Annotated in this window: 17 protein-coding genes; 10 read left to right on the top strand and 7 right to left on the bottom strand. The window is 69.0% G+C overall.

The window, feature by feature from the left end:
• The first annotated feature begins 140 nt into the window (after positions 1 to 140).
• The gene (locus tag AQJ58_RS36320) at positions 141 to 2,459 is read left to right on the top strand and encodes a DEAD/DEAH box helicase (RefSeq protein ID WP_067258260.1); all 2,319 of its coding nucleotides are present in this window, start codon (positions 141 to 143) and stop codon (positions 2,457 to 2,459) included.
• Positions 2,460 to 2,528: 69 nt separating this feature from the next.
• Here the strand turns inward: AQJ58_RS36320 and AQJ58_RS36325 are convergent, their stop codons facing one another.
• The gene (locus AQJ58_RS36325; protein WP_067258262.1) at positions 2,529 to 2,921 is read right to left on the bottom strand and encodes a hypothetical protein; all 393 of its coding nucleotides are present in this window, start codon (positions 2,919 to 2,921) and stop codon (positions 2,529 to 2,531) included.
• A gap of 662 nt (positions 2,922 to 3,583) precedes the next feature.
• On the opposite strand from AQJ58_RS36325, the gene tap reads away from it, so the two are divergent.
• A complete protein-coding gene (tap, locus tag AQJ58_RS36330) occupies positions 3,584 to 5,686 on the top strand; it encodes a telomere-associated protein Tap (protein ID WP_067258265.1) in 2,103 nt (700 codons plus the stop codon).
• A 6-nt stretch (positions 5,687 to 5,692) separates the two neighbouring features.
• Complete coding sequence (tpg, locus tag AQJ58_RS36335) at positions 5,693 to 6,247, top strand: telomere-protecting terminal protein Tpg (RefSeq protein ID WP_067258266.1); 555 nt, start codon at positions 5,693 to 5,695, stop codon at positions 6,245 to 6,247.
• 95 nt (positions 6,248 to 6,342) lie between these two features.
• On the opposite strand, the gene AQJ58_RS36340 is transcribed toward tpg, so the two are convergent.
• The 3 genes from AQJ58_RS36340 to AQJ58_RS36350 all read right to left on the bottom strand — a co-directional run bounded on the left by AQJ58_RS36340 (position 6,343) and on the right by AQJ58_RS36350 (position 8,340).
• Complete coding sequence (locus AQJ58_RS36340; RefSeq protein ID WP_062032346.1) at positions 6,343 to 6,534, bottom strand: hypothetical protein; 192 nt, start codon at positions 6,532 to 6,534, stop codon at positions 6,343 to 6,345.
• A gap of 148 nt (positions 6,535 to 6,682) precedes the next feature.
• Positions 6,683 to 7,333 (bottom strand): hypothetical protein, encoded by a 651-nt coding sequence (locus AQJ58_RS36345; RefSeq protein ID WP_062032349.1) that lies wholly within the window; start codon positions 7,331 to 7,333, stop codon positions 6,683 to 6,685.
• Positions 7,334 to 7,536: 203 nt separating this feature from the next.
• Positions 7,537 to 8,340, bottom strand: coding sequence for a hypothetical protein (locus AQJ58_RS36350; RefSeq protein ID WP_234360415.1), 804 nt, complete (start codon positions 8,338 to 8,340; stop codon positions 7,537 to 7,539).
• A 435-nt stretch (positions 8,341 to 8,775) separates the two neighbouring features.
• Between AQJ58_RS36350 and AQJ58_RS36355 the strand changes: the two genes are divergently transcribed.
• The 4 genes from AQJ58_RS36355 to AQJ58_RS36370 all read left to right on the top strand — a co-directional run bounded on the left by AQJ58_RS36355 (position 8,776) and on the right by AQJ58_RS36370 (position 12,045).
• On the top strand, positions 8,776 to 9,045 hold the full coding sequence (locus AQJ58_RS36355) for a helix-turn-helix transcriptional regulator (protein WP_067258270.1): 270 nt from the start codon (positions 8,776 to 8,778) through the stop codon (positions 9,043 to 9,045).
• 170 nt (positions 9,046 to 9,215) lie between these two features.
• Positions 9,216 to 10,079, top strand: a complete 864-nt coding sequence (locus tag AQJ58_RS36360; protein ID WP_067258272.1) for a DUF6083 domain-containing protein — start codon at positions 9,216 to 9,218, stop codon at positions 10,077 to 10,079.
• A gap of 2 nt (positions 10,080 to 10,081) precedes the next feature.
• Positions 10,082 to 10,558: a hypothetical protein gene (locus AQJ58_RS36365; protein WP_199844768.1), complete on the top strand. Its 477-nt coding sequence runs from the start codon at positions 10,082 to 10,084 to the stop codon at positions 10,556 to 10,558.
• Positions 10,555 to 12,045: a UvrD-helicase domain-containing protein gene (locus AQJ58_RS36370; protein ID WP_067258504.1), complete on the top strand. Its 1,491-nt coding sequence runs from the start codon at positions 10,555 to 10,557 to the stop codon at positions 12,043 to 12,045. Before AQJ58_RS36365 ends, AQJ58_RS36370 begins: the two co-directional genes overlap by 4 nt.
• A gap of 196 nt (positions 12,046 to 12,241) precedes the next feature.
• Here the strand turns inward: AQJ58_RS36370 and AQJ58_RS36375 are convergent, their stop codons facing one another.
• From AQJ58_RS36375 to AQJ58_RS36385, 3 genes are all read right to left on the bottom strand, one after another.
• The gene (locus AQJ58_RS36375; RefSeq protein ID WP_067258277.1) at positions 12,242 to 13,282 is read right to left on the bottom strand and encodes an NAD(P)-dependent alcohol dehydrogenase; all 1,041 of its coding nucleotides are present in this window, start codon (positions 13,280 to 13,282) and stop codon (positions 12,242 to 12,244) included.
• A 759-nt stretch (positions 13,283 to 14,041) separates the two neighbouring features.
• A complete protein-coding gene (locus AQJ58_RS36380) occupies positions 14,042 to 15,475 on the bottom strand; it encodes an RICIN domain-containing protein (protein ID WP_067258280.1) in 1,434 nt (477 codons plus the stop codon).
• Positions 15,476 to 15,657: 182 nt separating this feature from the next.
• Entirely contained in the window at positions 15,658 to 17,658 is a 2,001-nt protein-coding gene (locus tag AQJ58_RS36385; protein ID WP_067258282.1) for an RICIN domain-containing protein, read from the bottom strand.
• A 589-nt stretch (positions 17,659 to 18,247) separates the two neighbouring features.
• Here AQJ58_RS36385 and AQJ58_RS36390 point away from each other — a divergent pair.
• The 3 genes from AQJ58_RS36390 (at position 18,248) to AQJ58_RS36400 (ending at position 21,781) form a co-directional block, all read left to right on the top strand.
• The gene (locus AQJ58_RS36390) at positions 18,248 to 19,246 is read left to right on the top strand and encodes a LacI family DNA-binding transcriptional regulator (protein WP_067258285.1); all 999 of its coding nucleotides are present in this window, start codon (positions 18,248 to 18,250) and stop codon (positions 19,244 to 19,246) included.
• 303 nt (positions 19,247 to 19,549) lie between these two features.
• The gene (locus AQJ58_RS36395) at positions 19,550 to 20,848 is read left to right on the top strand and encodes an extracellular solute-binding protein (RefSeq protein WP_067258288.1); all 1,299 of its coding nucleotides are present in this window, start codon (positions 19,550 to 19,552) and stop codon (positions 20,846 to 20,848) included.
• A gap of 48 nt (positions 20,849 to 20,896) precedes the next feature.
• Positions 20,897 to 21,781, top strand: a complete 885-nt coding sequence (locus AQJ58_RS36400) for a carbohydrate ABC transporter permease (protein WP_067258291.1) — start codon at positions 20,897 to 20,899, stop codon at positions 21,779 to 21,781.
• Positions 21,782 to 21,783 lie beyond the last annotated feature (2 nt).

Raw genomic sequence — 21,783 nt, forward strand, 5'->3', positions numbered from 1 at the left:
AGTCCCGACCGCGCACGGCCGCAAGTCCCAGTCACCCGTTCGAGTGAAGTGCGGGCGTCTGCGCACTGCAGGACGGCAGGCCCCCCTTCCACCCTCGAAGGGAGTCCTGACTGCCTCAAAAACCCGAAAGGAGCACGGCTATGGCCGAGTTACTCCGGTTGCGCACCCCACTGCGCCCGTTCCAGCAGCAGGCGGTCGACAACTGCGTCACCGAGTTCCTCCTCGGCGCGCCCCGCTGCCGCATCGACTCCCCGTGCGGCAGCGGCAAGACCTTCATCGCCCTCAACGTTGTGCACCACATGGCGCCCACAGGCACCTCCGTGAACGTCGTGCCCACGCTGGAACTGCTCGAGCAGACCGCACGCGAGTGGCACAAAGAAGGCCGCCCCGGCCGATACCTCGCCCTCAGCGGAGATCCGGACCTGCCCAAGGACCCGGCTCTGCGCGGCATCCTGACCGCCGTCACCACCCCCGCCGCACTCGCCGCAGAGATCTCCCAGGCCGACGGCCCGGTCAGCGTCTTCGCGACCTACCACTCGCTGCGAAAGATCGCCGACGCCCACCGGCTGTTCCACATGCCGCCCTGGGACGTGCTCGTCTGCGACGAGGCCCACCGCACGGCCGGCAACCTCGCCAAACCCTGGGCGCTGCTGCTGAACAGCCAGCAGATCTTCGCCCACCACCGGCTCTTCGTCACCGCAACCCCCCGCAACTTCGAGTCCAGCCCGGGCCAGGACCTCCCAGTCAACATCGAAGTCGCGTCGATGGACGACCTGAACCTCTACGGGCCGGTCGTCTTCCGCCTCTCCCTGGCCGACGCCATCGACCAGGGGCTGCTGGCCGACTACCGCATCGTCGCCATCGAGGTGGAAGACGCCGACCTGCGCGCCATCCTCAACCGCAATCCGATGCTCGCCGCCGACTCCGAAGGCCTACGCATGGCGGCCGCTGAGGTCGCCCTGCTGCGCGCCATGCACGACTACGACCTACGACGCGTCCTGGTCTTCTCCCCTCGGATCAAAGCCGCCGAGGTCTTCGCCGAGACCCTCCCCGAGACAGCTGCCCTGATGCCCAAGCGGATGCAGGGCCCGCTCCAGGTCGGCACCGTCAACTGCGAACAGAGCCGCTACGAGAGGCTCACCCAGGTCAGCGCCTTCAAAGAAGCATCCCTGACCTCCAGCGACAAAAAGCCACTGCGGGCCGTCCTGACCAACTGCATGATCTTCGCCGAAGGCGTCGACGTCCCCGCCATCGACTCCGTCCTGTTCACCAGCCCCAAGACCAGCACCTACCAGATCGTCCAGGCCGTCGGCCGGGCCCTGCGCCCGCTGCCCGGCCAGACCAAAGTCGCCCACATCATCATCCCCGTCTACAAGGCCCCCGGCCAGGACCTCGCCGACGCCGCGAAAGGCACCCGCTTCTACCTGCTGCAACAGGTCCTGTCCGCCCTCAAGCTCTACGACGAGCATGTCTTCCACCGCGTCTTCTACCTCCGCCACCCAAAGCCCACCGACCCCCTGCACCCGGTGGCGCGCCCCGAACGCGCCGACGAACTCATCCCCCTGCTCAGCCTGTACGCCGAAGACCCCCACAACAGCATCTGGGAACTCGGCCTCGAAAGCGCACGGCGCTACCGCGAACAACACGGCCACCTGAAGGTCCCCAGCAGCTACTGCGGCCCCGACCGCTTCTATCTCGGCTGGTGGCTGGGCAACCAGCGCTCCCTGCGCATGAACCACAGCCTCAAACCCGAACGCATCGAAGCCCTCGACGCGCTGGGCATGATCTGGGAACACCCCCGCACCAGCATCGAGCACCGGCTGGACATCGCCCGCGCCTACCACGCCCAGCACGGCCACCTCGCGCCCGTCCCGGGGGAACGCTTCCGGGGCATGGACTTCGGCCGCTGGATCAACACATGCCGCAACAAGGCCCGCCGGGGGCAACTGCCCTACTGCTACCAGCGGGCCCTCACCGAGATCAACCCCTGGTGGAACGCCGGCTGGGACAAGCACGGCCACTGGCGGCGCATCTACGCACGCGCTCTCGCAGCCGCCCGCCGCGGCGAACTGACATTTCCCGACCTCGCCCCCGACAGCGACGACCGACCGCTGGAGCATTGGCTCGACAAGCAACTCCAAGTCCTGCCCAGCCTCAGCTCCGCTCAGCACAACCTCCTCGGTGCCCTGCCGCTCCACCACCCGCTCGCCCTGCTGCTGCGTCCGCCTCGTAGCCAGAGCGAACGCGCCTTCGCCCATGGCCTGCGCCACGCCCACGCCTACTGGCGCGCTCATCAGCACCTCAACGTCCCCTACGACCAGGTCGTCTGGGACCGCGGCAGCTCCTTCCGCCTCGGGGAATGGATCTCTGACAAACGTCTGCGGCCCTACCGTCTGACCCGCGAACAGCTCGACGCTCTCGAAGCACTCGACATGCGATGGACGCGAACGCTGGCATAAACCAGTCGCCCCCCAGGCAAACCGGGCACCCGTTGGGGGCGCGGTAACGTATGGGTGGCTACGCCCGCTTCATCCGCGTCGATCACGCACAGCACCATGAATGATCATGAGGTCGTGGGCGGACCACGCACCGTGGCAGGTGTCGCACACGGTCATGCGCCAGCCTCCCGGCACATCGTTGCGGGTACGGACGCCGCCGGGTGCGCCGCAGAACTCGCAGGTACGCACCGACTCCGCCTCTGCCGCAGCCACCGCGTCACGCAGCGAGGAACGGTCGGCCCCCTCTGCCTCCACCTGAACCCGCAACCCGCCGAGCTTCTCCTTGAGGCCGGTGAGCACATAACCGGGGTCAAGCGTGCACAACTGGTGGTGCAGGCGGATCAGGAGCTCCTGCCAGCCCGGCCCCACCGCATGGGCGCGGGCAGGGATCTGCACCGGTGCCACCGCGCTCTGTTCGTCCATCCCACCATCGTCCTGCACTCCGCCGGGGACCAGGCCTGCGGCACACCCCGTGGGGATGCCTCCCCTCGCAAGACGAGAGGGCTTCCCGCTATGCCGGGCTGGCGTCGCGATGGACCAACCCCGGGCCGTAGGACGTTGGTGGCCCGGAAGGCGCCCAGCGCGTCGAGTGGCTGAGGACGGCGATGCGCGTGCAGGAGATGGCCCGGGCGAGGAAGGAGAACGTCGCGCGGGCTGTCCCGGCCACCCTCTACGTCAGCGAGCGCACCGCCCACCGTCTGCTTCGGCAGGTCCCGGACTGGGACTGGTGCCGGTCCCGCCGATGGCGGCCACTGCCACCGGTAAAGAGTCCGCAGCCGCAGCGGAACCGCCGGGCGTGCCGCCGATGCTGTGGCGATGATCGCGGCTGCAGCGTGGTCCGAAAGGCTGGCGGCAGCGACCGTGCCGCGCCCGCGACGGGGGCGTGCCGGTCATGACAGGAGAGCTTCGCCCGCCACTGGCCATGGCGATGAAACCTCGCCGATGACTGCTCAGGCTTCGTCGAGAGGAAGCCACGAAGTGTCCGGACGTCGGTGCGCCGTCCCCCAACTCCACACAGTCAATGTGTGTTTGGCGTGCGATCCGATGTGTGTTCCATGTAGGGTTGGGGGGTGGAGGTGACTCTCGTGTCTGATGAGCAGAACGGGCTCTTCGCATCGGTCGATGCCCTGCTGGAACAGGCGGCGGCCCCCGATGCCCTGCCGGCCCCCGCCGAACGCAAACGGCTGCGCGAGGCCGCAGGCCTGAGCCAGGACCAGGTCGCGAAGGCGCTGGATGTGCGACGCGAGACGGTGACCGGCTGGGAGGCAGGCCGTACCGACCCGCGCCCTCCCGCGCGGGCCGCCTACATCCGTCTCCTCGACGGCCTCGCTGACCGCTTCCCCGCTCCCCAGCCGCCCTCCGACTCGGTGCTAGAACCTCGTACCCGCCCATCCGCCATCTCGCAGCCGCATGCGCCCACATCGCCCGTCCTGCCCGCGGCAAGCCCGGCGACCCCGGTCCGGGCGGTGAGCGCGCGCCCGCCGGTGGCCAGGAAGACAGCGGCCACGCCTGCAGCGGACGCGCGCTTCGCCCACGGACCGCTCGCCGTCGTGGACGGCGACGGCGCGGCCTACTGCGCGGACGGCCTGGTGCTCGACTGCCCGCTGACCGACCTTCCGGCACTCGTCGACTGGGCGCTGGGCGAGGCGAAGCTGGGTGCTGCGCGCCTGCACCGCTCGGGCAAGGACACTGACCCGCTGATCGTGCTGACCACCTCTGCCGTTCAACGCCTTGGTCTGCCGACCGTGTTGGAGGACCGGCGTGGCCTGCGCCTGCCCGACGACCACCCGGCAATCAAGCAACTCACCACGTCTTGGTGGAAGCTGACGAAGCGGGGCTTCGGCCCGTGGGCGCGGGTCTACCGCACGGCCGACGGCGCGCGCCGCCAGTGCGTGCAGTTCGCCGTCGTCCCCTGGGGTGCCCTCGACACCCGATCGTGGGGCACGGCCGACCAGCTGCCGCCGGCCGAACTCGCCCGCCTGCTGGGTACCTACGCCAGCCGCGTGCTCACCCCGTGCGGCTCCACCGCCGTCACCGGACTGGAACTGATGACCGCACTGCGCCCGCCCACCCGCGCGGTGAAGGACCCCGCCACCGGCAAGTGGGTGTCCGGCCCGATGCCCGGCTCACTGAGTGAACCGGTGGAGTGCGCCCCGCCCGAGGCCCCCGACGGGCATCCGGCCGTCGCCGCCCTGTATCCCCGCTTCCACCAGCGCACCCCCGACCAGGTGCTGGACGAAGAGGCCTACCAGTGGGCGAGGCCGCTGACCGACGAGGAATGCATGAAGCCCAACGTCGTCGGCATCGACGTCAACATGGCCTTCGCCGCGGCCGCCAACAGGCTGACCGTCGGCCTGTCCGCCCCCGTCCACGTCCACCGCCCGGTCTTCGACGCGAAACTGCCCGGCTCCTGGCTGGTCGACCTCTCCCACATCCGTCTCGACGAGCGACTGCCCAGCCCATTCACCCCGCACGGCGAGCCGCCCCAGGGCCCGGCCTGGTACGCGACCCCCACCGTCGCCTACGCCGTCGAACTCGGCTACCCGGTCACCCCTATCGAGGCCTACCTGCGCTACGAGCACGGCCCCTACCTGGACGCCTGGTACACCCGGCTGCGCGACGCCTACATCGCCACCATGGCCGATCTCGGCATCACCCCGGGCATGCCCGAGGAACAGTTCCTCGCCGCGATGGCCACCCACCAGCACACCGATCCCGTCCTTGCCGCAGTGCTCAGCGCCATCAAGGCCACCGTCAAGGGCGGTATCGGCAAACTGCGCGAGCGGGCCCGCAGCGGCGGCTGGCGGCCGGGCGAGCCCTGGCCCGCCCTCGCCCGCCCGACCTGGCGCCCCGACATCCGCGCCGCCGTCATCGCCAGCGCCCGCACCAACATGCACCGCAAGATGCTCAAGCTCGCCCACCACGCCGGCCTGTACCCGGTCGCGATCCTCTCCGACTGCGCCGTCTACGCCTCCGACGGCCCCAGCCCCCTCGACTTCCTTCCCTACCAGGACGGCAAGCCGCTGCCCGGAGGCTTCCGACTCGGCGTCTCACCCGGGATGGTCAAACACGAGGGCACCCAGAGCGTGCTGTGGGCCGAGGGCCTGCTCGAGGAGCACGGCCCGGACGTGAACATCGCCCGGCACATCAAGACCGGCACCGTCTCCGGCCAGGACGAGGGGGAGTAGGCACCGATGGGCATCCTCACCGACAGCCTCGACAAGGCCGACGCCGCACACTTCACCCGCCCCCTGCCGAAGTCGGCCCAGAAGCAGATGCAATACCTGGTCAAGCAGACCAAGGGCACCAAGGCCGCAGCAGACCTGCTCGGCGTCACCCAGCGCACCGTCGAGCGCTACCTCACCGGACAGCTCAAGCAGCCCCGCCGCGACCTCGCGGACCGGCTCGCCGACGAGGTCCGCAAGCGGTGGCAGCCCCGCGTGCGCGAGAGGGCAAAAAAACAGGCCGCCACGACCGGCGGCATCGTCATCGACACCCGGGCACGCTTCGGATTCACCGCCGCCCCGGGCACCACCGACGACCCGCGTCTGCGGCCCATCACCCAGGGCCTGCCGCCTGCTTACGCCGCACGGCTCTTCGACGCACATGCCGCCGGAGCCGCCGAGCAACAGCTCCAGGACATCGTGGCCGAAGGGCTCCAGGAGATCTACTTCAAGGACCGCGGACGGCGCGCGCACGGCCTGCTGGTCGACTTCACCGACATCGACTACCTCGACGTCGACTACTGACAGGGCGGTGTTCCTTCCGCGCGCCCCGGCATCTGCGCCTGAGTGCTCGATCAACTGTGCGTGGCAGACGGCCGGGTACGTCCCCGCTGGCCGGCTCAGGGGAGTTCCTCCCCGTACCGGGCGAGCACCACGCGGAGCGCGTGGGCCCTGGCGTCGCCGCGACCCTGCAGGCGGTTTTTCCGGGGGCGCTTCCACCGGGTGAGCCTCTGCTCCTGCTCACTGCCGAAGGTCAGGCTCGGCCGTAGGTGGCCGGCGTCTGTGCCGAAGTCCGTGAGCTGCTGGAACATTGCCTCCCCCTGATCGCCTCGCTGGCTCAGTTGGGCGCCTGCGCACGGGTTCTCGCAGGCGAGCAGGGATGCTCTGAGCCGTTCTCGACGAGCCGAGTGGCAGAGAGCCTTGAAAAGTGTGCGTCACGCTGGAGGGCCTGGCACAGCTTCAGCTGTCGGTGCCTTCGGGCTTCTCCTCGGCCTGGGGCGCAACTGCCGGCTCCGGCGCGTCGGGCGCGGTGTAGAAGACGGAGGAGCCCTGCTTGGTGCGCTGAGCCTGGCTCTTGGCCACGAGTCCTTCGAGGGTGACGCGTACGACCTTGGTCTTGATGCCGCGTTCGGGATGGGCCTGGTCGAGCGTGGCGGAGATTTCCGCGGCGGAGCGCGGTTCGCTCTGCTCGGTGAGGTGGCGGCGGATGAGTTCTACCAGGGTGGGCTGGGTTGTCTTGGCAGCAGGTGCGGTCTTGGCGGCGGGCTTCTTGGCGGCTGGCTTTCTGGCCGCCGGGCTTGCCTGCGCGGCGGTGGCCTTCCTCGCCCTCCGCCTGCCGCTCGGTTCGGCGCTGGGGTTCTGCCGGGGGGAGGGCACTGCGGTGCTCTCGGGCGTGACTGCCGACTCGGCTGGTGCTTTGGTGATGCCGAGCGCCTGCTGCACGTTCACCAGCACGGTGTGGTCCTGCTGCAGGGCGGTCAACTGCTCTTGCAGGGCCGTGATTTCCGCACCGACGCGTTCCTGTTCCTTGAGATTGTGTTCGAGGTCGTCGGTCACCCGGGCGATGTACTGCGATGTCAGTTCGGTAGTGCTGGTCGTGCTCTCGGACATGGTGCTTGACCTTTCCTCGTGTGCGGCCGTGAGGGTGGCGTCTGTGGGCCGTTCCTGACCGGGCAGCGTTCCTGGCGGCCAGTGCCGACGGTGCCGCAGAACGGATGCCACCGCTGCAACAACGTGCCTTGGCGTAGTGATGGTACGGACCGGCGGAGCCGGTTGTTCCCTCTCAGGCGACCTTTCTCGGCCCGAGGCCGGCCTCAAGGCAGTGGCGCCTGGCATCTGCGGGACGGTACTGCTGGGCGGGCTCGTGCACGGGGTTGGGGCAGTTGCCAGGACACCTCGTCGGTCTCCCGGTTGTGCTGCCAGGCTCTCAGTGTGCAGGTGGCAACCAGCCGGTCGAGAAGCTCTCCGGTCTGCTGCGGTGAGTGCCCGCACAGGCGAGCGAGAACGTCCATGTCGGCGCTGTGTGCGGCATTGGCGCACATGTGCGCGGCCACTACCAGGACGGTCAGCCGCAGGGCAGGCGGCGCGGGAGGCAGGGCCAACGGGGCGGGGTGCAGCGCCCAGTGGGCGGCGCGGCGGCGGGCGCAGCGACCCAGTGCCTGGTCCAGGACCGCGGCATCGAGCAGCCGCACCTGCATGAGCGGCGACCTCACATCCGGCGGCTCCAGCCAGCCGGCGTGGGCCAGTTCCTGCCACAACTCCCGGTGCCCGCGCAGGCGCATGCCGCGCAGCAGGCCCGCCGGCAGCCGCACGTGCCCGCGGGTGTCGGCGCGCAGGGCGCACTGCAGCCCCAGCAGCCGGGCGGCGGGGGAGGTGAACCGGGGCAGCGCGGCGCCGAGGTAGGTGAGCATCTCCCGCACGCGCACCCGCTCGTCGAACTCCGTACCCAGTCCGGTGCGCGCAGCAGACCGTGGAGGAGCCGCTGGCTGCGGCCGGGGGGAGCTGAGCAGGGTGTCCGGCACCACGGCGGTATGGCTGGTCGCCGCCGCACAGGCCGCGCAGGTGTCGGCCAGCCGCCAGGTGCGGCCGCCGCGGTCGCCGGTGAGGGCGAGCAGCACCGGACCGGCGCACCCGCGGCGGCGGGGATGCCACGCGCAGCCCTGCGCCCGGCACTGACAGCTGCGCAGATATGCCGGCAACACGTCGGCACGGGCGTGGCAGGCCAGATGTGCCAGGGCGACGGATCGTGCGGAGGATGCCTTGAGGGGAGAGGTGTGGGCGGTGCAGGAGGGGCAGACAAGCAGGGGGCCGCCCGCTTGCGGACGCAGTTCCACTGTCCAGATGCGCCGCACTGCGGTGTGCGCGCCACCGAGCCTCATGGGCTGTCGTTCTCCCGTCTGTCCGCGTCATGGCGGGGTTCACCGTGGCAGGCCCCCGAGACGCACGCACCGTAGTGCAGATTCCCGCACTTCGGATTTCGCCCTTCTCCCGCCCTGGCGAAAGTGCAGAAACCCGCACTGACGGGGCAGGGGTCTGCACCGTCGGATGGTCGGGTGACGATCTTGCCGCCCGACCCCGACCCCGACCTCACTGCACTGCGCGTCGTGCTCGCGCGCCTGAGGGCCGAACGCGGCTGGACCTTCGACCAACTCGCCGACCGCAGCGGTCTGGCCCGGCGCACCCTCATCGACCTCGAACACGGCCACACCACCGGCAGTGTCACCACGTGGCACACCCTCGCCCACACCTTCGACGTGCCCATCGAGCACTTCCTGGGCGCCCTGTGCGACGACCACACTCCGCCCGGCACGGCCGGCTCCTGAATCCTCGCTCCGTCCCGGCGTGCACCAGTCACGAATCACCCGATCGGGCAATCAGGCGTAGAACAACCATTCGCGACAGCGTTCATGCGTGCGAGCTCGTTGGGCTGGCCGGGGGACATACTTCCCAACACGTTGCTCACGCCTGCGCGTCCCCTGGCACGGTCCCTGCCATGTGCCTCACGCCCACCCCTGCCGGCCGCCACTGGGACGGCAGCCCCAGCGTCACCCGACGCCCCCGCCCGCTGCGGGTGACCGCCACCAGCCCCAGCCGCCTGCTGCGCGCCGGCCAGCACAGCCGTTGCCGCCGCTGCGGCAACCGCATCGACCTCTACCCGCGTACCGACCAGCGGCCCATCGCCCTGCACCCCGCCGAACTGACCGCTACCCAGGTTCCCGAATCGTGCCGCTGGCACCTGAGCGGCGGCATCGCCCACCCGCACGGCGACGGCAGCGCCTGGTGCCGCATCCCGCACGCCGTGCTCTGCCCGCGCCGCACGCCCACCTGCCGGCCCCACCCCTGCCTCGAGACGGTCCGCCGCCAACTCGCCGTCTGCACCCGCCGTCTGATCGACACCGGCGCCTTCACCCCCGCCCTGCCCACCAGCGGCAGCGCACCCGGCGCCGACACCGACGCACCTGACCACCCCGTCGTGCAGATGCTGCTGTGCCGTTACCTTGCCGAGCGCCCCGTCCAGCGCCTGCGCTGCGTGGCTCAGACCCGCCACCGCCACCGCTGCACGAATCCGGTCCTTGCCCCCACCGGCCCTGCCGGGACCTGGAGGCTGCTGCCCACCGACCCCCAGCGAGGCCAACTCGCCCTGCCCAACACCCTGATGGCCGTCTACGACCTAGGCCACCTCCCCTACGGCGAACAACTGCGCTGGCGCACCCAACACTGCCCCGCACACGCCGCCACCCGCGGCGTCGCCGACCTCGCCCTGACCGGATGGCAGCCCTTCGACCCCCTCCTGCACGCGGCGCACATCCACACCTGCCTGCCCCACCCCCCGGCCCGCCGACACGGCAGGAGGTGACGATGCCGCATCACGCCCTGGAAATCGTGCTCACCCGGCCCCTGACCCCGGCGGCCCTGCTCCGCGCCGCCCGCGTGCTGCCGCTCGCCGCCAACCACGACGCCACCCGTCTGATGGCCCTCGTACCTGCCAAGACCCCCCACCGGGCGGCCCGCCGACTGCGCCACCGGCTCGGCGCACGCCTGCCGATCGACGTGATCACCACGCATTACCCGGACGCAGACCACAAAGTGCTGCTCAATGTCGCCTTCCCACCCGCCACGCACGCTGCCCTCGAGGCCGCTGCCCGCCGCACCCAGCAGACCCCGGAACGCTTCGTGGAACTGGCCCTGCACCGGGCCCTGGCCGAGCACGCCGACCAGGAGACCGACCGCCTCGACCGGGCGGTACGCCAGCTGCTGGCCCACACCACCCCCGCCTACCTGCTGTCCGCCGTCGGGCACGCCCTGACCCACACCCCCGGAGAGGCACCGTGCTGAACCCCACCGACGAACAGAGGGCCGCAGCCGATGCCTTCCACGCCGGCCAACACCTGGCCCTGCAGGCCGGAGCCGGCACCGGCAAGACCACCACCCTGACGCTGCTCGCCCACAGCTCTAAGCGCCGCGGCCGCTACCTCGCCTACAACCGGGCCATCGCCCAGGACGCGCGCGCCCGCTTCCCGACCACCGTGCAGTGCAAGACCGCCCACGCCCTGGCCTACGCCGCCATCGGCCATCGCTACACCCGCCGCCTGAACGCACCTCGTCGTCCGGCCTGGCAGACCGGACAGGCCCTCGGCCTGACCAAAGCCGTCCGCATCGGCGACCGCGACGTCTCCCCACGCGCCCTGTCCAACGCGGTCCTGCGCACCGTGACCCGCTTCTGCCACACCGCCGATGAGGCCATCACCCGCCACCATGTGGCCCGTCTGCGCGGGCTGGAAGACAAAGACCTCCACAGCGAACTCGCCGCTCACATCCTGCCGTTCGCCCACAAGGCCTGGGCCGACCTGCAACACCCCGACGACGGCGCCGTCCGCTTCGACCACGACCACTACCTCAAGATCTGGGCACTCACCCAGCCCCGCATCCACACCGACTTCCTGCTGCTCGACGAGGCCCAGGACACCAACCCCGTCGTCGAGCAGGTTTTCCTCGCCCAGCGGGAGCACGCCCAACTCGTCATGGTCGGCGACTCCGCCCAGGCCATCTACCACTGGCGCGGCGCCAAGGACGTCATGACCGCCTTCGACGGCACCCAGCTGACCCTGTCCCAGTCCTTCCGCTTCGGCCCAGACCTCGCCGCGGAAGCCAACCGCTGGCTGCACCTCGCCGACGCCCCCATCCGCCTCACCGGCACCACCACCGTACCCACCGAACTCGGCCCGCTCACCAGGCCCGATGCCATGCTGTGCCGCACCAACGTCGGCGCCATGGCCCAGGTCATGAAACTGCTCGACACCGGCTACCGAGTTGCCCTGGTCGGAGGAGGAGACAGCCTGCGCGCGCTGGCCCTGGCCGCCCACGACCTCAAGGAAGGCCGCCGCACCTCCCACCCCGAGCTGGTCCTGTTCCCCTCCTGGGGAGACCTGCAGGACTACGCAGTCCACGACCCGGCCGGCCGCGATCTGCAGCCGCTGGTCGACCTCGTCGACAGCCACGGCACCGACGCCATCCTGTCCGCCGTTGCCCAACTCGTCCCCGAACAGCAGGCCGAAGTCACCGTCTCGACCGCACACAAGGCCAAAGGCCGCGAATGGGCGCGGGTGAAAATCGCCGACGACTTCGCCCCGCCCAAGGACAGCGACCAGTCGGACGCCACCGGCCGCGCCATTCCCGGCCCGATCGACGACGGCGAGGCCCGCCTCGCCTATGTCGCCGTCACCCGCACCCGCCACCGCCTGGACATCGGAGGCCTGTCCTGGATTGAAGATCACCCTGCCGCAGGCCTCTCGCTGCCGCCGCGGACAGACGGGCGCACGTAGACCTCGGCCCACGGCGTGAGACGTCTGTGCATCGGGTCCCCGCCAGACTGATGAAGCCAGGTCCCCCGCACCGGCTGACGCACCGCAGTGCGATGCGGTTGGCGGAGGACCGGCAGCCGAAGGGCCGAATAGCCCAGCGGGGAACCTCCACCGGCCCGTCATCAGCCCCAACGGACAGGAAAAGGAGCGCAGTACCTCAGATGGTGGAGGCGTCGATCACGAAGCGGTAGCGGACGTCGCTCGCCAGCACCCTCTCGTACGCGTCGTTGATCTCGGAGGCATTGATCAGCTCGATCTCGGCGCCAAAACCGTGCGCGGCGCAGAAGTCCAGCATTTCCTGGGTTTCGTGGATACCGCCGATGAAGGAGCCCGCGAGGGTCTTGCCGCCGCCGACCACCGAGAAAAGGTTGAGCCGGACGGGTTCCTCGGGCACACCCACGTTCACGAAGACGCCGCCCGTCTTCAACAGCGACAGGTAGGCATCCAGGTCCAAAGGGGCGGACACGGTCGACAGGATCAGGTCGAAGGAGCCGCTCAGCTTCCCGAAGGTCTCCGGATCGCTGGTGGCGTAGTACTGATCGGCGCCCAGCATCAGGCCGTCCTCCTGCTTGCGCAGGGACTGCGACAGGACGGTCACCTCGGCACCCAGCCTGTGCGCGACCTTGACACCCATGTGGCCGAGACCGCCCATGCCGAGGATCGCGACCTTCTTGCCCGGGCCCGCGTTCCAGCGCTTGAGCGGGGAATACACGGTCACGCCGGCGCAGAGCAGCGGCGCGGCCACGTCGAGGGAGAGGCCATCGGGGATGCGGAGAGTGTACTTCTCGTCCACGACGATCTTCTCCGAGTAGCCGCCGTGAGTGGGCTCGCCGTCCTTGCCGAGCGCGTTGTACGTGCCGACCATGCCCTGGGCGCAATGCTGCTCCAGGCCCGCTTTGCAGTTGTCGCACTCACGGCAGGAGTCGACCAGGCATCCGACACCCACCCGGTCGCCGACAGCGAACCTGGTGACCCCGGAACCCACTTCGGAGACGACACCCGCGATCTCGTGGCCCGGCACCATAGGGAAGATCGCCTCGCCCCACCCCTCGCGCACCTGGTGGATGTCCGTGTGACAGATACCGACGAACTTGATGTCAATCAGGACGTCGAACTCACCGACCTCACGGCGCTCGATGGTGGTGCGCTCCAGGCGGGCCTTGGCGGCGGGGGCAGCGTACGCGGCAACGGTGGTCATGCCGGGGGGTTCTCCTCATGGTCAGCGGTCAGGAGCACAGGACTGCGGCGCCACCCCACCGCGCGCCAATGGAGACACGGAGGGGGGAAGCCGCTCCATCACGGCGTTGTAGAAGTCCAGAGCGATGGGAGTCTTCGGTCGGAACCTCGACACCGAAGAAGGCACTCGCGACCTCGGTGGTCGTGCGGAAGCCCTCGGCGTCGAAGCTTTTGTCCCTATGGCCAGCGACGCGATTGCCAGCCCCCCCGTCGCCGACGGCGCCGACGGTGCCGGACTGACCAAAGCTGCGGGAGCAGCGCTTCGATCATCTCAAGCCCGCTGTTGATCATGACGATTGCTTTCATCGCCATGCGATGTTCCTGAGTCCGCTTCGCAGCGACCGTTCGGGACAAGCATCCGTTCCGCATGAACGTGGTTTTGCATGGCTCTGTCTGCTTCCTCGAAGCCGGAGATCGTCATACGGGCGAGGTGGCGCCGATGAAGATGCTGACATCGGGCGAAGCTCTGAAACTTGTCCTGACGCGACTAGAAGTTGACACTTGGCGACTGCGGCCAGCCTGTGGAGCCCAGGCTGAACGGTCTGGGGAGGGCCCCCGCCGGTCTCGTGCCGGATGGTGTCCAAGACCTGCTTCGCGGTCCCAGGAGGCCGCAGGGGGTCACGGCCATGGCGCTGCGCAGGGCAGGTCGTTGCAGCGCAGGCCCTTCCGTGAGGTGGTCCTCCGGCCTGGGGCAGACCGGAGGACCTGGTGGCGACGAGGGTCAGTCAACGAGCCACTGCTGGTTTGCACCCGCGGTGCAGGTCGCCTGGTCGAGGGCCGCGCCGTTGGCGGTCGACGCCCCGGCGACTTCGAGGCACTTACCGCTCCCCACGTTGGTGAGGGTGACGTAGCCGCCGATGACCGCCGTCCTCGTCCACAGTTGGTGCGGGGCTCCGGTGCACGTCGACTGGACGGCCACCGCCCCGTCGGCCGTCGAACCGCCGGAGATCTGGAGGCACTTGCCGCTGTTGACGTTCACCAGCTCGTAGTTGGAGCCCACCGCGGTGGGGACCCACTGCTGGTTGGCACCGGAGTTGCAGTTGCCGGAGTTCACCGAGGCCCCGTCCGCCGTGCTCAGGTACCACACGTCCGCGCACTTGCCGCTGTTGCGGTTGAGCAGGTGGTTGTTCGTGGTGCCGAGCGGAGCGGCGAGGACCGGCCATCCGCCCGCGAAGGTCACCTGGCGGATGTCCAGGGTCTCCTGACCGGAGTTGTCTCCGTCGTAGTAGTGGTAGGCGAGGAACTTGGACGTGCCGTCGTCGTAGGCGTCGGCACCGCCCGCGGCCACCCGGGGATAGGCGCCGGTGAGGACGGTGGTGCCGCCGCCCGAGGCCATGTCCGTGCCGTTCTGGTCGAGATAGGGGCCGGTGATGCTGGTGGAGCGGCCGACCACCGTGTAGTAGGTGCTGTTGACCCCGCTGCAGCACAGGCCCTTGGAGCCGAAGAGGTAGTAGTAGCCGCCGTTGAGGATGATCGTCGGGTTCTCGATGCCGACGGCGATGTGCCAGAGGTTGTTGTCGGTGGTGGAGAGCTTGCCGGTGGTCTGGTCCAGGACGTGCATGTAGGTGCCGCTGCCGGTCCAGGAGCCCCAGGAGATGTAGAGCCGGCCGTCGGGGCCCCAGTCGACGTTGGGGTCGATCGGGTAGTTGACGTCCGTGACCATGCCCTGGTCGGTCCACGGGCCCTCGATGTTCGTGGCCGTGGCGACGCCCATCACCGCGTAGTTCGAGCCCCAGAGCGAACCGGCGTAGTACAGGTGGTAGCTGCCGTTGAAGTACTTGATGTCCGGGGCCCAGATGTTCGGCGGGGTCGAGCCCAGCTTGGCTGTGATCCAGGACGGGGTCGACGACCACACGTTGCTGACCTTGGCCCATCCGGAGGCCGCGGTGCCGCCGCAGGTCTTGCGGATGGTGATCGATCCACTGGGGTTGAGGGGGTCGTTCTCGAACCCGGTGGAGAAGCCGTAGTAGCAGCTGCCGACCTTGATGACGCTCGGGTCGTGCATGCGGAGGTCACCGCTGAGCGCCTGCGCCGGACCGGCGGTGACCAGAGCGACGACGACGCTCACGAGGGCGGCCAGGACCTCGGCAAGGGAGCGATGGCAGCGGCGTCTGCGGATTCCAGGGGGCGCACCTGCGGTGCGATGGCTGGGCATGGGCGAAACTCCTTTGTGTCGCTGGTGCTGGCGTCCATTCAGTCGGCGGTCAGCCTCGGCTGCGGTGGTCCGCCTCCTGGCGCACGCATGTCACCGTCATCCGCGAAGGGGCACAGCCGGATGACGGTGGCCTGCGAGTCCGAGGCGTGGGCGGGGAGTGGCTGTCCGTTCCAGAAGCACGGCTAGTTGATTTTGGTGATCGTCCACAGCTGCGAAGAAGCAGACGTGGAGGTTTCCTGATCGAGCAGGGCGCCGCTGCTGGTTGAGGCTCCCACTACGGCAAGGGCCAGTCCGCTGGCGCGGTTGACCACCTGGTACTTGCCGTTGCCGGTGTCGGTGAGGGACCACTGCTGGGAGGTCGCGCCGGAGGCCGGGTTCTGGACGACGGCGCTGCCGCTGGCCGTGTTCTGGGCCGAGTCCAGGACGTCGCCCGAGTTCACGTTGGTGATGGTCCAGTAGGAGCCGTTCTGGGTGAAGGTCCAGTACTGGTCGGGATGATTGACGTCGCGGTACTGGTCGGCCTGGGTGCCGCTGCCTGTTCCGACCGTCTCCGCGTAGTCGCCGCTGTTGACGTTGGCCAGAACGTACTGACCGCTGGTGAAGTCGGGAGCCGCGGTCTGCAGGAGGTTCCACCGCTGGTTGGCCGCCGAGGTCAGCGGCGCCTGGGTGACCTGCTCGTTCGTGGAGGTCTGGCCGTTTGAGTCGGTGGCCATGGTCAGGGCCAGGTCGCTGCGGCGGTTGGTGATGGTGTACCCGCCGGCGGGGGAGGGTTCGACCGACCAGTCCTGCTCCGCGCCGCCGGTGGACGTCCACTGGATCTCGCCGGTGCCGGAGGACAGGGAGCCGTTCGGGACGGCGAGGTATTTGCCGCTGAAGGTGTTGTAGATGCGGTAGTAGCCGTTGCTCTGGAGCTGGAACTGCCAGTTGTGGTCGGGGGTTCCGTTGTCCGCGGCCTGGACGACCTGGGATCCGGAGTTGGCGTTGGGGACGCCCAGGACCTGGGAGCTCAGGTTGTTCTGGATCTTGTAGGTGGCGCCGGTGGAGAGGCCGCCGCCGTAGTCGTCGATGCCGTAGGTCACCTTGTTGGTGCCGTTGGTGACCAGCGCGCCGCCCCGGGTGACCAGGAGGCTCTTGCCGTCGGCGAGGGGGAGCAGGCCGCGGCTGTAGCCCTGGACGGTGTTGGAGAACATGCGCACCCAGGTCGCGCCGTTGTCGGTGCTCTTGTACAGCTGCTGGTCGCTGTAGGCCTGCACGACGATCGTCCCGTTGGGGCCGCCGGTGGGCAGCCAGGTGACGTACGGGTCACCGTCCGGCTTCTTGTTGTCCGTGGTGATGAGCTGCACGCCGGTGACCGAACCGAAGTTCTCCGGGTCGTCGGCGATCTTGTAGTAGACGGGGCAGCCGCCGCCGGGTGCGCCGCAGTACTCGTAGGTGAGGATGTACTTGCCGTTGCCGAGGCGGGCCACGATCGCCATGCCCGGCCGGGCGGCGTACGTCGAGTAGGCGACGTCGTCGACCTCCGAGGACCAGTTGACGCCGTCGGTCGTGGTGAAGTGCGCGAGCTTTTGGCCGTGCGCCGGGTCGCGCTGGTCGGAGATCCAGGCGATCAGCTTGTTGTTCGCCACCATGAAGTACGGCTCCCACACCGGGGTGTTTCCGTTGGTGTCGACGGCCTTGCCGCCGGTGGCGATGGAGCTGACAAAGGACCAGGTGACGCCGTGGTCGGTGCTGGCGTACATGTCGATCTTGGTCTGGGAGTTGTCGGCGGGGATGGAGTCGCCGGCCGCGATGATCGTCCCGGCCGGGAACGAGCCGATGGCCTGCGGCAGCTCGTACAGCGTGGGCTCGAGCTGGATGTTGTTCCAGGAGTTCACCTGGTCGCTGATGGTGGAGATCTGCGTCCAGGTGTGTCCGGAGTCGGTGCTGCGGTACACCGGCATCCCGTTGCCCGAGTACTGCTCGAAGGAGGCGAGGAGGGTGCCGTTGGAGTCGGTGCTGTGCTCGAGCCTGATCGCGTGGGCGTAGAGCGAGCCGTAGGACGGTGCTCCGCTCGGCGGCGTCCACATGGTGCCGCCGCTGTAGGTCACGGCCCCGGCGGGCGGGGCCGACGTCGTGATCGACATCAGCAGGGCGGCCGCGCCGACCACAGCGGCCTTCGCCAGTGCGTTTCGTCTTCTGTGCATGTCGTGGAGACTTCCTCGCCGTTGAAGAGGTGTTCTGGGGAGGGGATGCGGCGACAGCCGGTGCGGCGGCCGGCGCAGCGCTGAGCACTGCAGGTCAGGGGCGTGCGTGCGACGACGGCTCCGCACGGGGTTGCTGCACGCCGGGGGCCGAGGCTTCGGCCCTTCTGCTATTGATGCGTTTCAATCAGTTCGGCGATGGGAGGCTCGCATGCTCCCTGCGGCTCGTCAAGAACTGCCGTCACGATTGCCCAGGTCAAACTTTCGGCCGCCATGGGTGCCCGCAGGCGTCGACAACCCGTCCGAGGCGGACTTGGGCATGCGTAAGGGCGGGGACGCGGGGGATGCATGGAAGGCGGGGGACGCGGTATCAGCGCGTGACCTGGCTTGACGGGTCACACGCCGCATGGCCGACGGATCGGTCCGGACGCTAGACTTTGGAGCGCTTCAACGCGCGTCATGTATTCTGCCGCTTGCCCGCGAGAGCCTGGTCACTGTGAGTGCCGTGCGGCCGGGGGCTGGATGAGACCGGAGGTCGAGGAGCGCTGTGGCAACCGCCCGTCCGCGAGTGCAGGGGCATGCGGGACCAAGCATGCAGGACGTCGCCGACGCCGCGGGCGTTTCGGTCGGGACCGTCTCCAACGTCCTGAATCATCCGGCGAAGGTGAGTCCCGCAACGGCGCAGCGTGTCCGCGAGGCCATCAGCCGGCTGGGTTTCGTGCGCAACGACGCGGCCCGGTCGCTGGTGTCGGGCTCCACCAAGAGCATCGGCATGGTCCTCGCCGACATCGAGAACTCCCTGTTCATCGACATGGCGCACGGCGCGCAGGACGCGGCCCGGGCGATCGGCCAGAACCTGCTGCTCGCGAACACGGCGTGCGACATGACGCTGCAGGACGACTACCTGGACCTCTTCGACGAGTCCCGGGTGACCGGGGTGCTGCTGGCCCCGATGGAGGACTCGACCGCCGGCATCGCGCGCATCCGTTCCCATGGGCGCCAGGTCGTGCTCCTCAATTACGCACCGAAACCGGGCACGTGCTGCTCGGTACTGGTCAACAACGAGCACGTCGGATACCTGGCGGCCCGGCATCTCATCGACACCGGGCGCACGCGGCTGGCCTACGTGGTCGCGCACGACGACTACCAGCCGGTGCGCGACCGCCGCAGGGGGGTGCGCATGGCGGTGGAGGAAGCGGGAGGCGGCGTCACCCTGGAAGAGATCGACAGCGTCGGCCTGACCGCCTCCCACGGGCATGTCATCGGGCGGGAACTCGCACGGAGGGCGCCCGGCGAACTGCCGGACGGCCTGATCGTCGTCACCGATGCGCTGGCCAACGCCATCATCCACGAGCTGCACACCGTCGCGGGCGTCCGCGTGCCCGACCAGGTCGCGATCGTCGGCTGCGAGAACAACCGCGGAGCCGGTGCCGCGGCGATCCCGCTGACCGCGGTGGACATGCCGGGCCGCACGATGGGCCAGGAGGCGATCCGGCTCCTCATGGACGAGGTGTCCGCGGGCAAGCAGCACCGCCATGCCACCGTCGTGCTCGAGCCGGAACTGATCGTCCGCGCCAGCGCGCCGCTCTGACCGGGCGGCACAGCCTGCCGCACTGACCGGCGCGCACCCCCGGCTGCCGCGCCCTGCCGGCCCCGCCCGCCACCGTGGCCCTTCCGGATCCGCTCGTCATCGCGGCCTGCGGCCTCCGCGCATCGGGCTGACCAGCCGTTCCTCGTTGCCCGCTGGAAGTGATGTGCCCGGGCGGCCGCTCCGCAACGCTCGGATGCGGTTCGGAAACATCCCCGACAGATCCTTGACACGCGCCGAAGCGGGTCATAGGTTCCCGGCATCTCCCAATTGAAGCGTTTCAACGCTGTGTGCCGAGGAGCACCCGTGCACAAGACCCTCAGAACCCGCCGTATCGCCCTCCTGGCGGCCGCCGCCACCTCGAGCCTGCTGCTGAGCGCCTGCGGCGGCGGCAGCGTCTCGAGCAGCGACGTCAAGACGTTCAGCCTCACCATCAACGACGACAACCACATCGTGCAGCAGGAGCTCACCGCCCTGGGCAAGGGCTCGTGCGCGCCGCAGGACAAGGCTCTGCCGCTGAAGATCCAGACGCTTCCGATCGGCAACGTCGACCAGAAGGTGCAGCTCCTCGCAGGTCAGAACGCTCTGCCGGTGCAGTTCGCCGCGGGTGGTACACCGCAGCTGACCAAGACGCTGGACAAGGCCGGCCAGGTCCTCGACCTGGAGAAGACGCTCAAGGACCTCGGCGTCTGGAACGACCTCCAGCCCGCGGCGATCAAGACCGTGGAGAACCTGTACGGCAAGTTCAACGTCATGCCCTACCAGTTCAACATCGAGGGCATCTGGTACAACAAGAAGCTCTTCGCCGACCACCACATAGCCACCCCCACCACCTACGACCAACTGGTCGCGGCCGCCGCGAAGTTCAAGGCCGCCAGCATCACCCCGTTCTCCGCGGACGGCAAAGACGGCTGGCCCCTCACCCGTCTGGTCAGCGGCTACCTCTACCGCGAACTCGGCCCGGACGCCCTGCAGGCGGTCGCGGACGGCAAGGCCAAGCTCACCGATCCCGCCTACGTGAAGGCCGCGCGGGCCATCGCCGACCTGGGCAAAGCCGGCTACTTCGGCAAGGGCGTCGGATCGATCGACTACGACACCGCGGTGCAGCAGTTCCTCACCGGCAAGGCCGCCATGTTCTACATGGGCAGCTGGGAGCTCGGCGACTTCAACGACAAGACCAAGAACAAGATCGGCGCGGACAACGTCGGCTTCATGCCGTTCCCGACCGTCGCGGGCGGCAAGGGCAGCGCGGACCAGATCCCGGCCAACGTCGGCCTCCCGGTTGCCGTCTCCGCCAAGTCGTACAACGCCAAGGTCGGCGACTGGCTGTCCTGCATCACCAAGAACTACGGCGCCGCCTCCCTCAAGGACCAGGGCACCATCTCCGGCTTCAAGCCCAACGGCGACACCGGCACCCTCCCGCCGCTCACGCAGACGGTCCAGGACACCATCACCAAGACCAAGACCAGCACTCTGTGGTTCGAGGCGCTGTTCAACACGAAGGCGACGGAGACCAGCCAGACCAACGCCGCGCCGTTGGTCACCGGAAGTATCTCGGCCAAGGACTTCATGACCAAGGTCCAGGCCGATCTCGACAACGGCTGACCCTCCTGTCCGCCGAGATCCGCACAACCCCTTCGTGAGAGAGCCGAGATGCGTTCAGTTCTGGGAGACCGCCGTGCCATCGCCGTCCTGCTGGGCCCGGCACTGCTGGTGTACACCCTGGTGATGCTGGTGCCGATGGGCTGGTCCCTCGGCTACACCTTCTTCAAGGGCAACGTCATCGAGGGCTTCACCTTCGGAGGCCTCGGCAACTTCACCAAGCTCTGGCACGACCAACAGGCCCACTCGGCGCTGTGGTTCACGTTCAAGTACGCACTCGCCGTCAGCGTCGGGCAGGTCCTGTGCGGATACCTGCTCGCGCTGCTCTACGTCTTCATCCTGCGCAGGTCCTCCGCGCTCGTGCGCACCCTGGTGTTCTTCCCGGTGATCCTCCCGACGGTCGCCGTGGCCCTGATGTTCCAGAAACTCTTCGCCGTCGCGCCGCAGAACGGCCTGGCCAACATCGCCCTGGGTGGACTGGGCATCCACCACGGCGACTGGTTCGCCACCGGCACGGGGTCCTTCATCGTCTTGGTCGTCATGGACGTCTGGCGCTCCATGGGCTTCTACGGCGTCCTCATCTTCGCCGGCCTCCTCGACATCCCCGACGAGACCCTCGAATCGGCGCGCATGGACGGCGCCACCGGCTGGCGGCTGATCCGCCACATCGTTCTGCCGCTGTCCGCCCCCGTGCTGCTGTCGTCCATCGTGTTCAGCATCAACGGCACCCTCAAGGTCTTCGACTCGGTCCTCGCCCTGACCAACGGCGGACCGGGCAGCGACACCACACCCCTGACCCTCTACATGTTCCGCACCGCCTTCTCCTACGGCGACTACGGCTACGGCAGCACCATCGCCTCGCTGCTCACCGTCGTCTGCCTCGGCGTCACCCTGATCGTCTTCCGCTTCTCGCGCCGCGACCTGACCAAGGGCTGAAC

It is taken from the genome of Streptomyces sp. DSM 15324 (assembly GCF_001514285.1).
Taxonomy (GTDB): domain Bacteria; phylum Actinomycetota; class Actinomycetes; order Streptomycetales; family Streptomycetaceae; genus Streptomyces.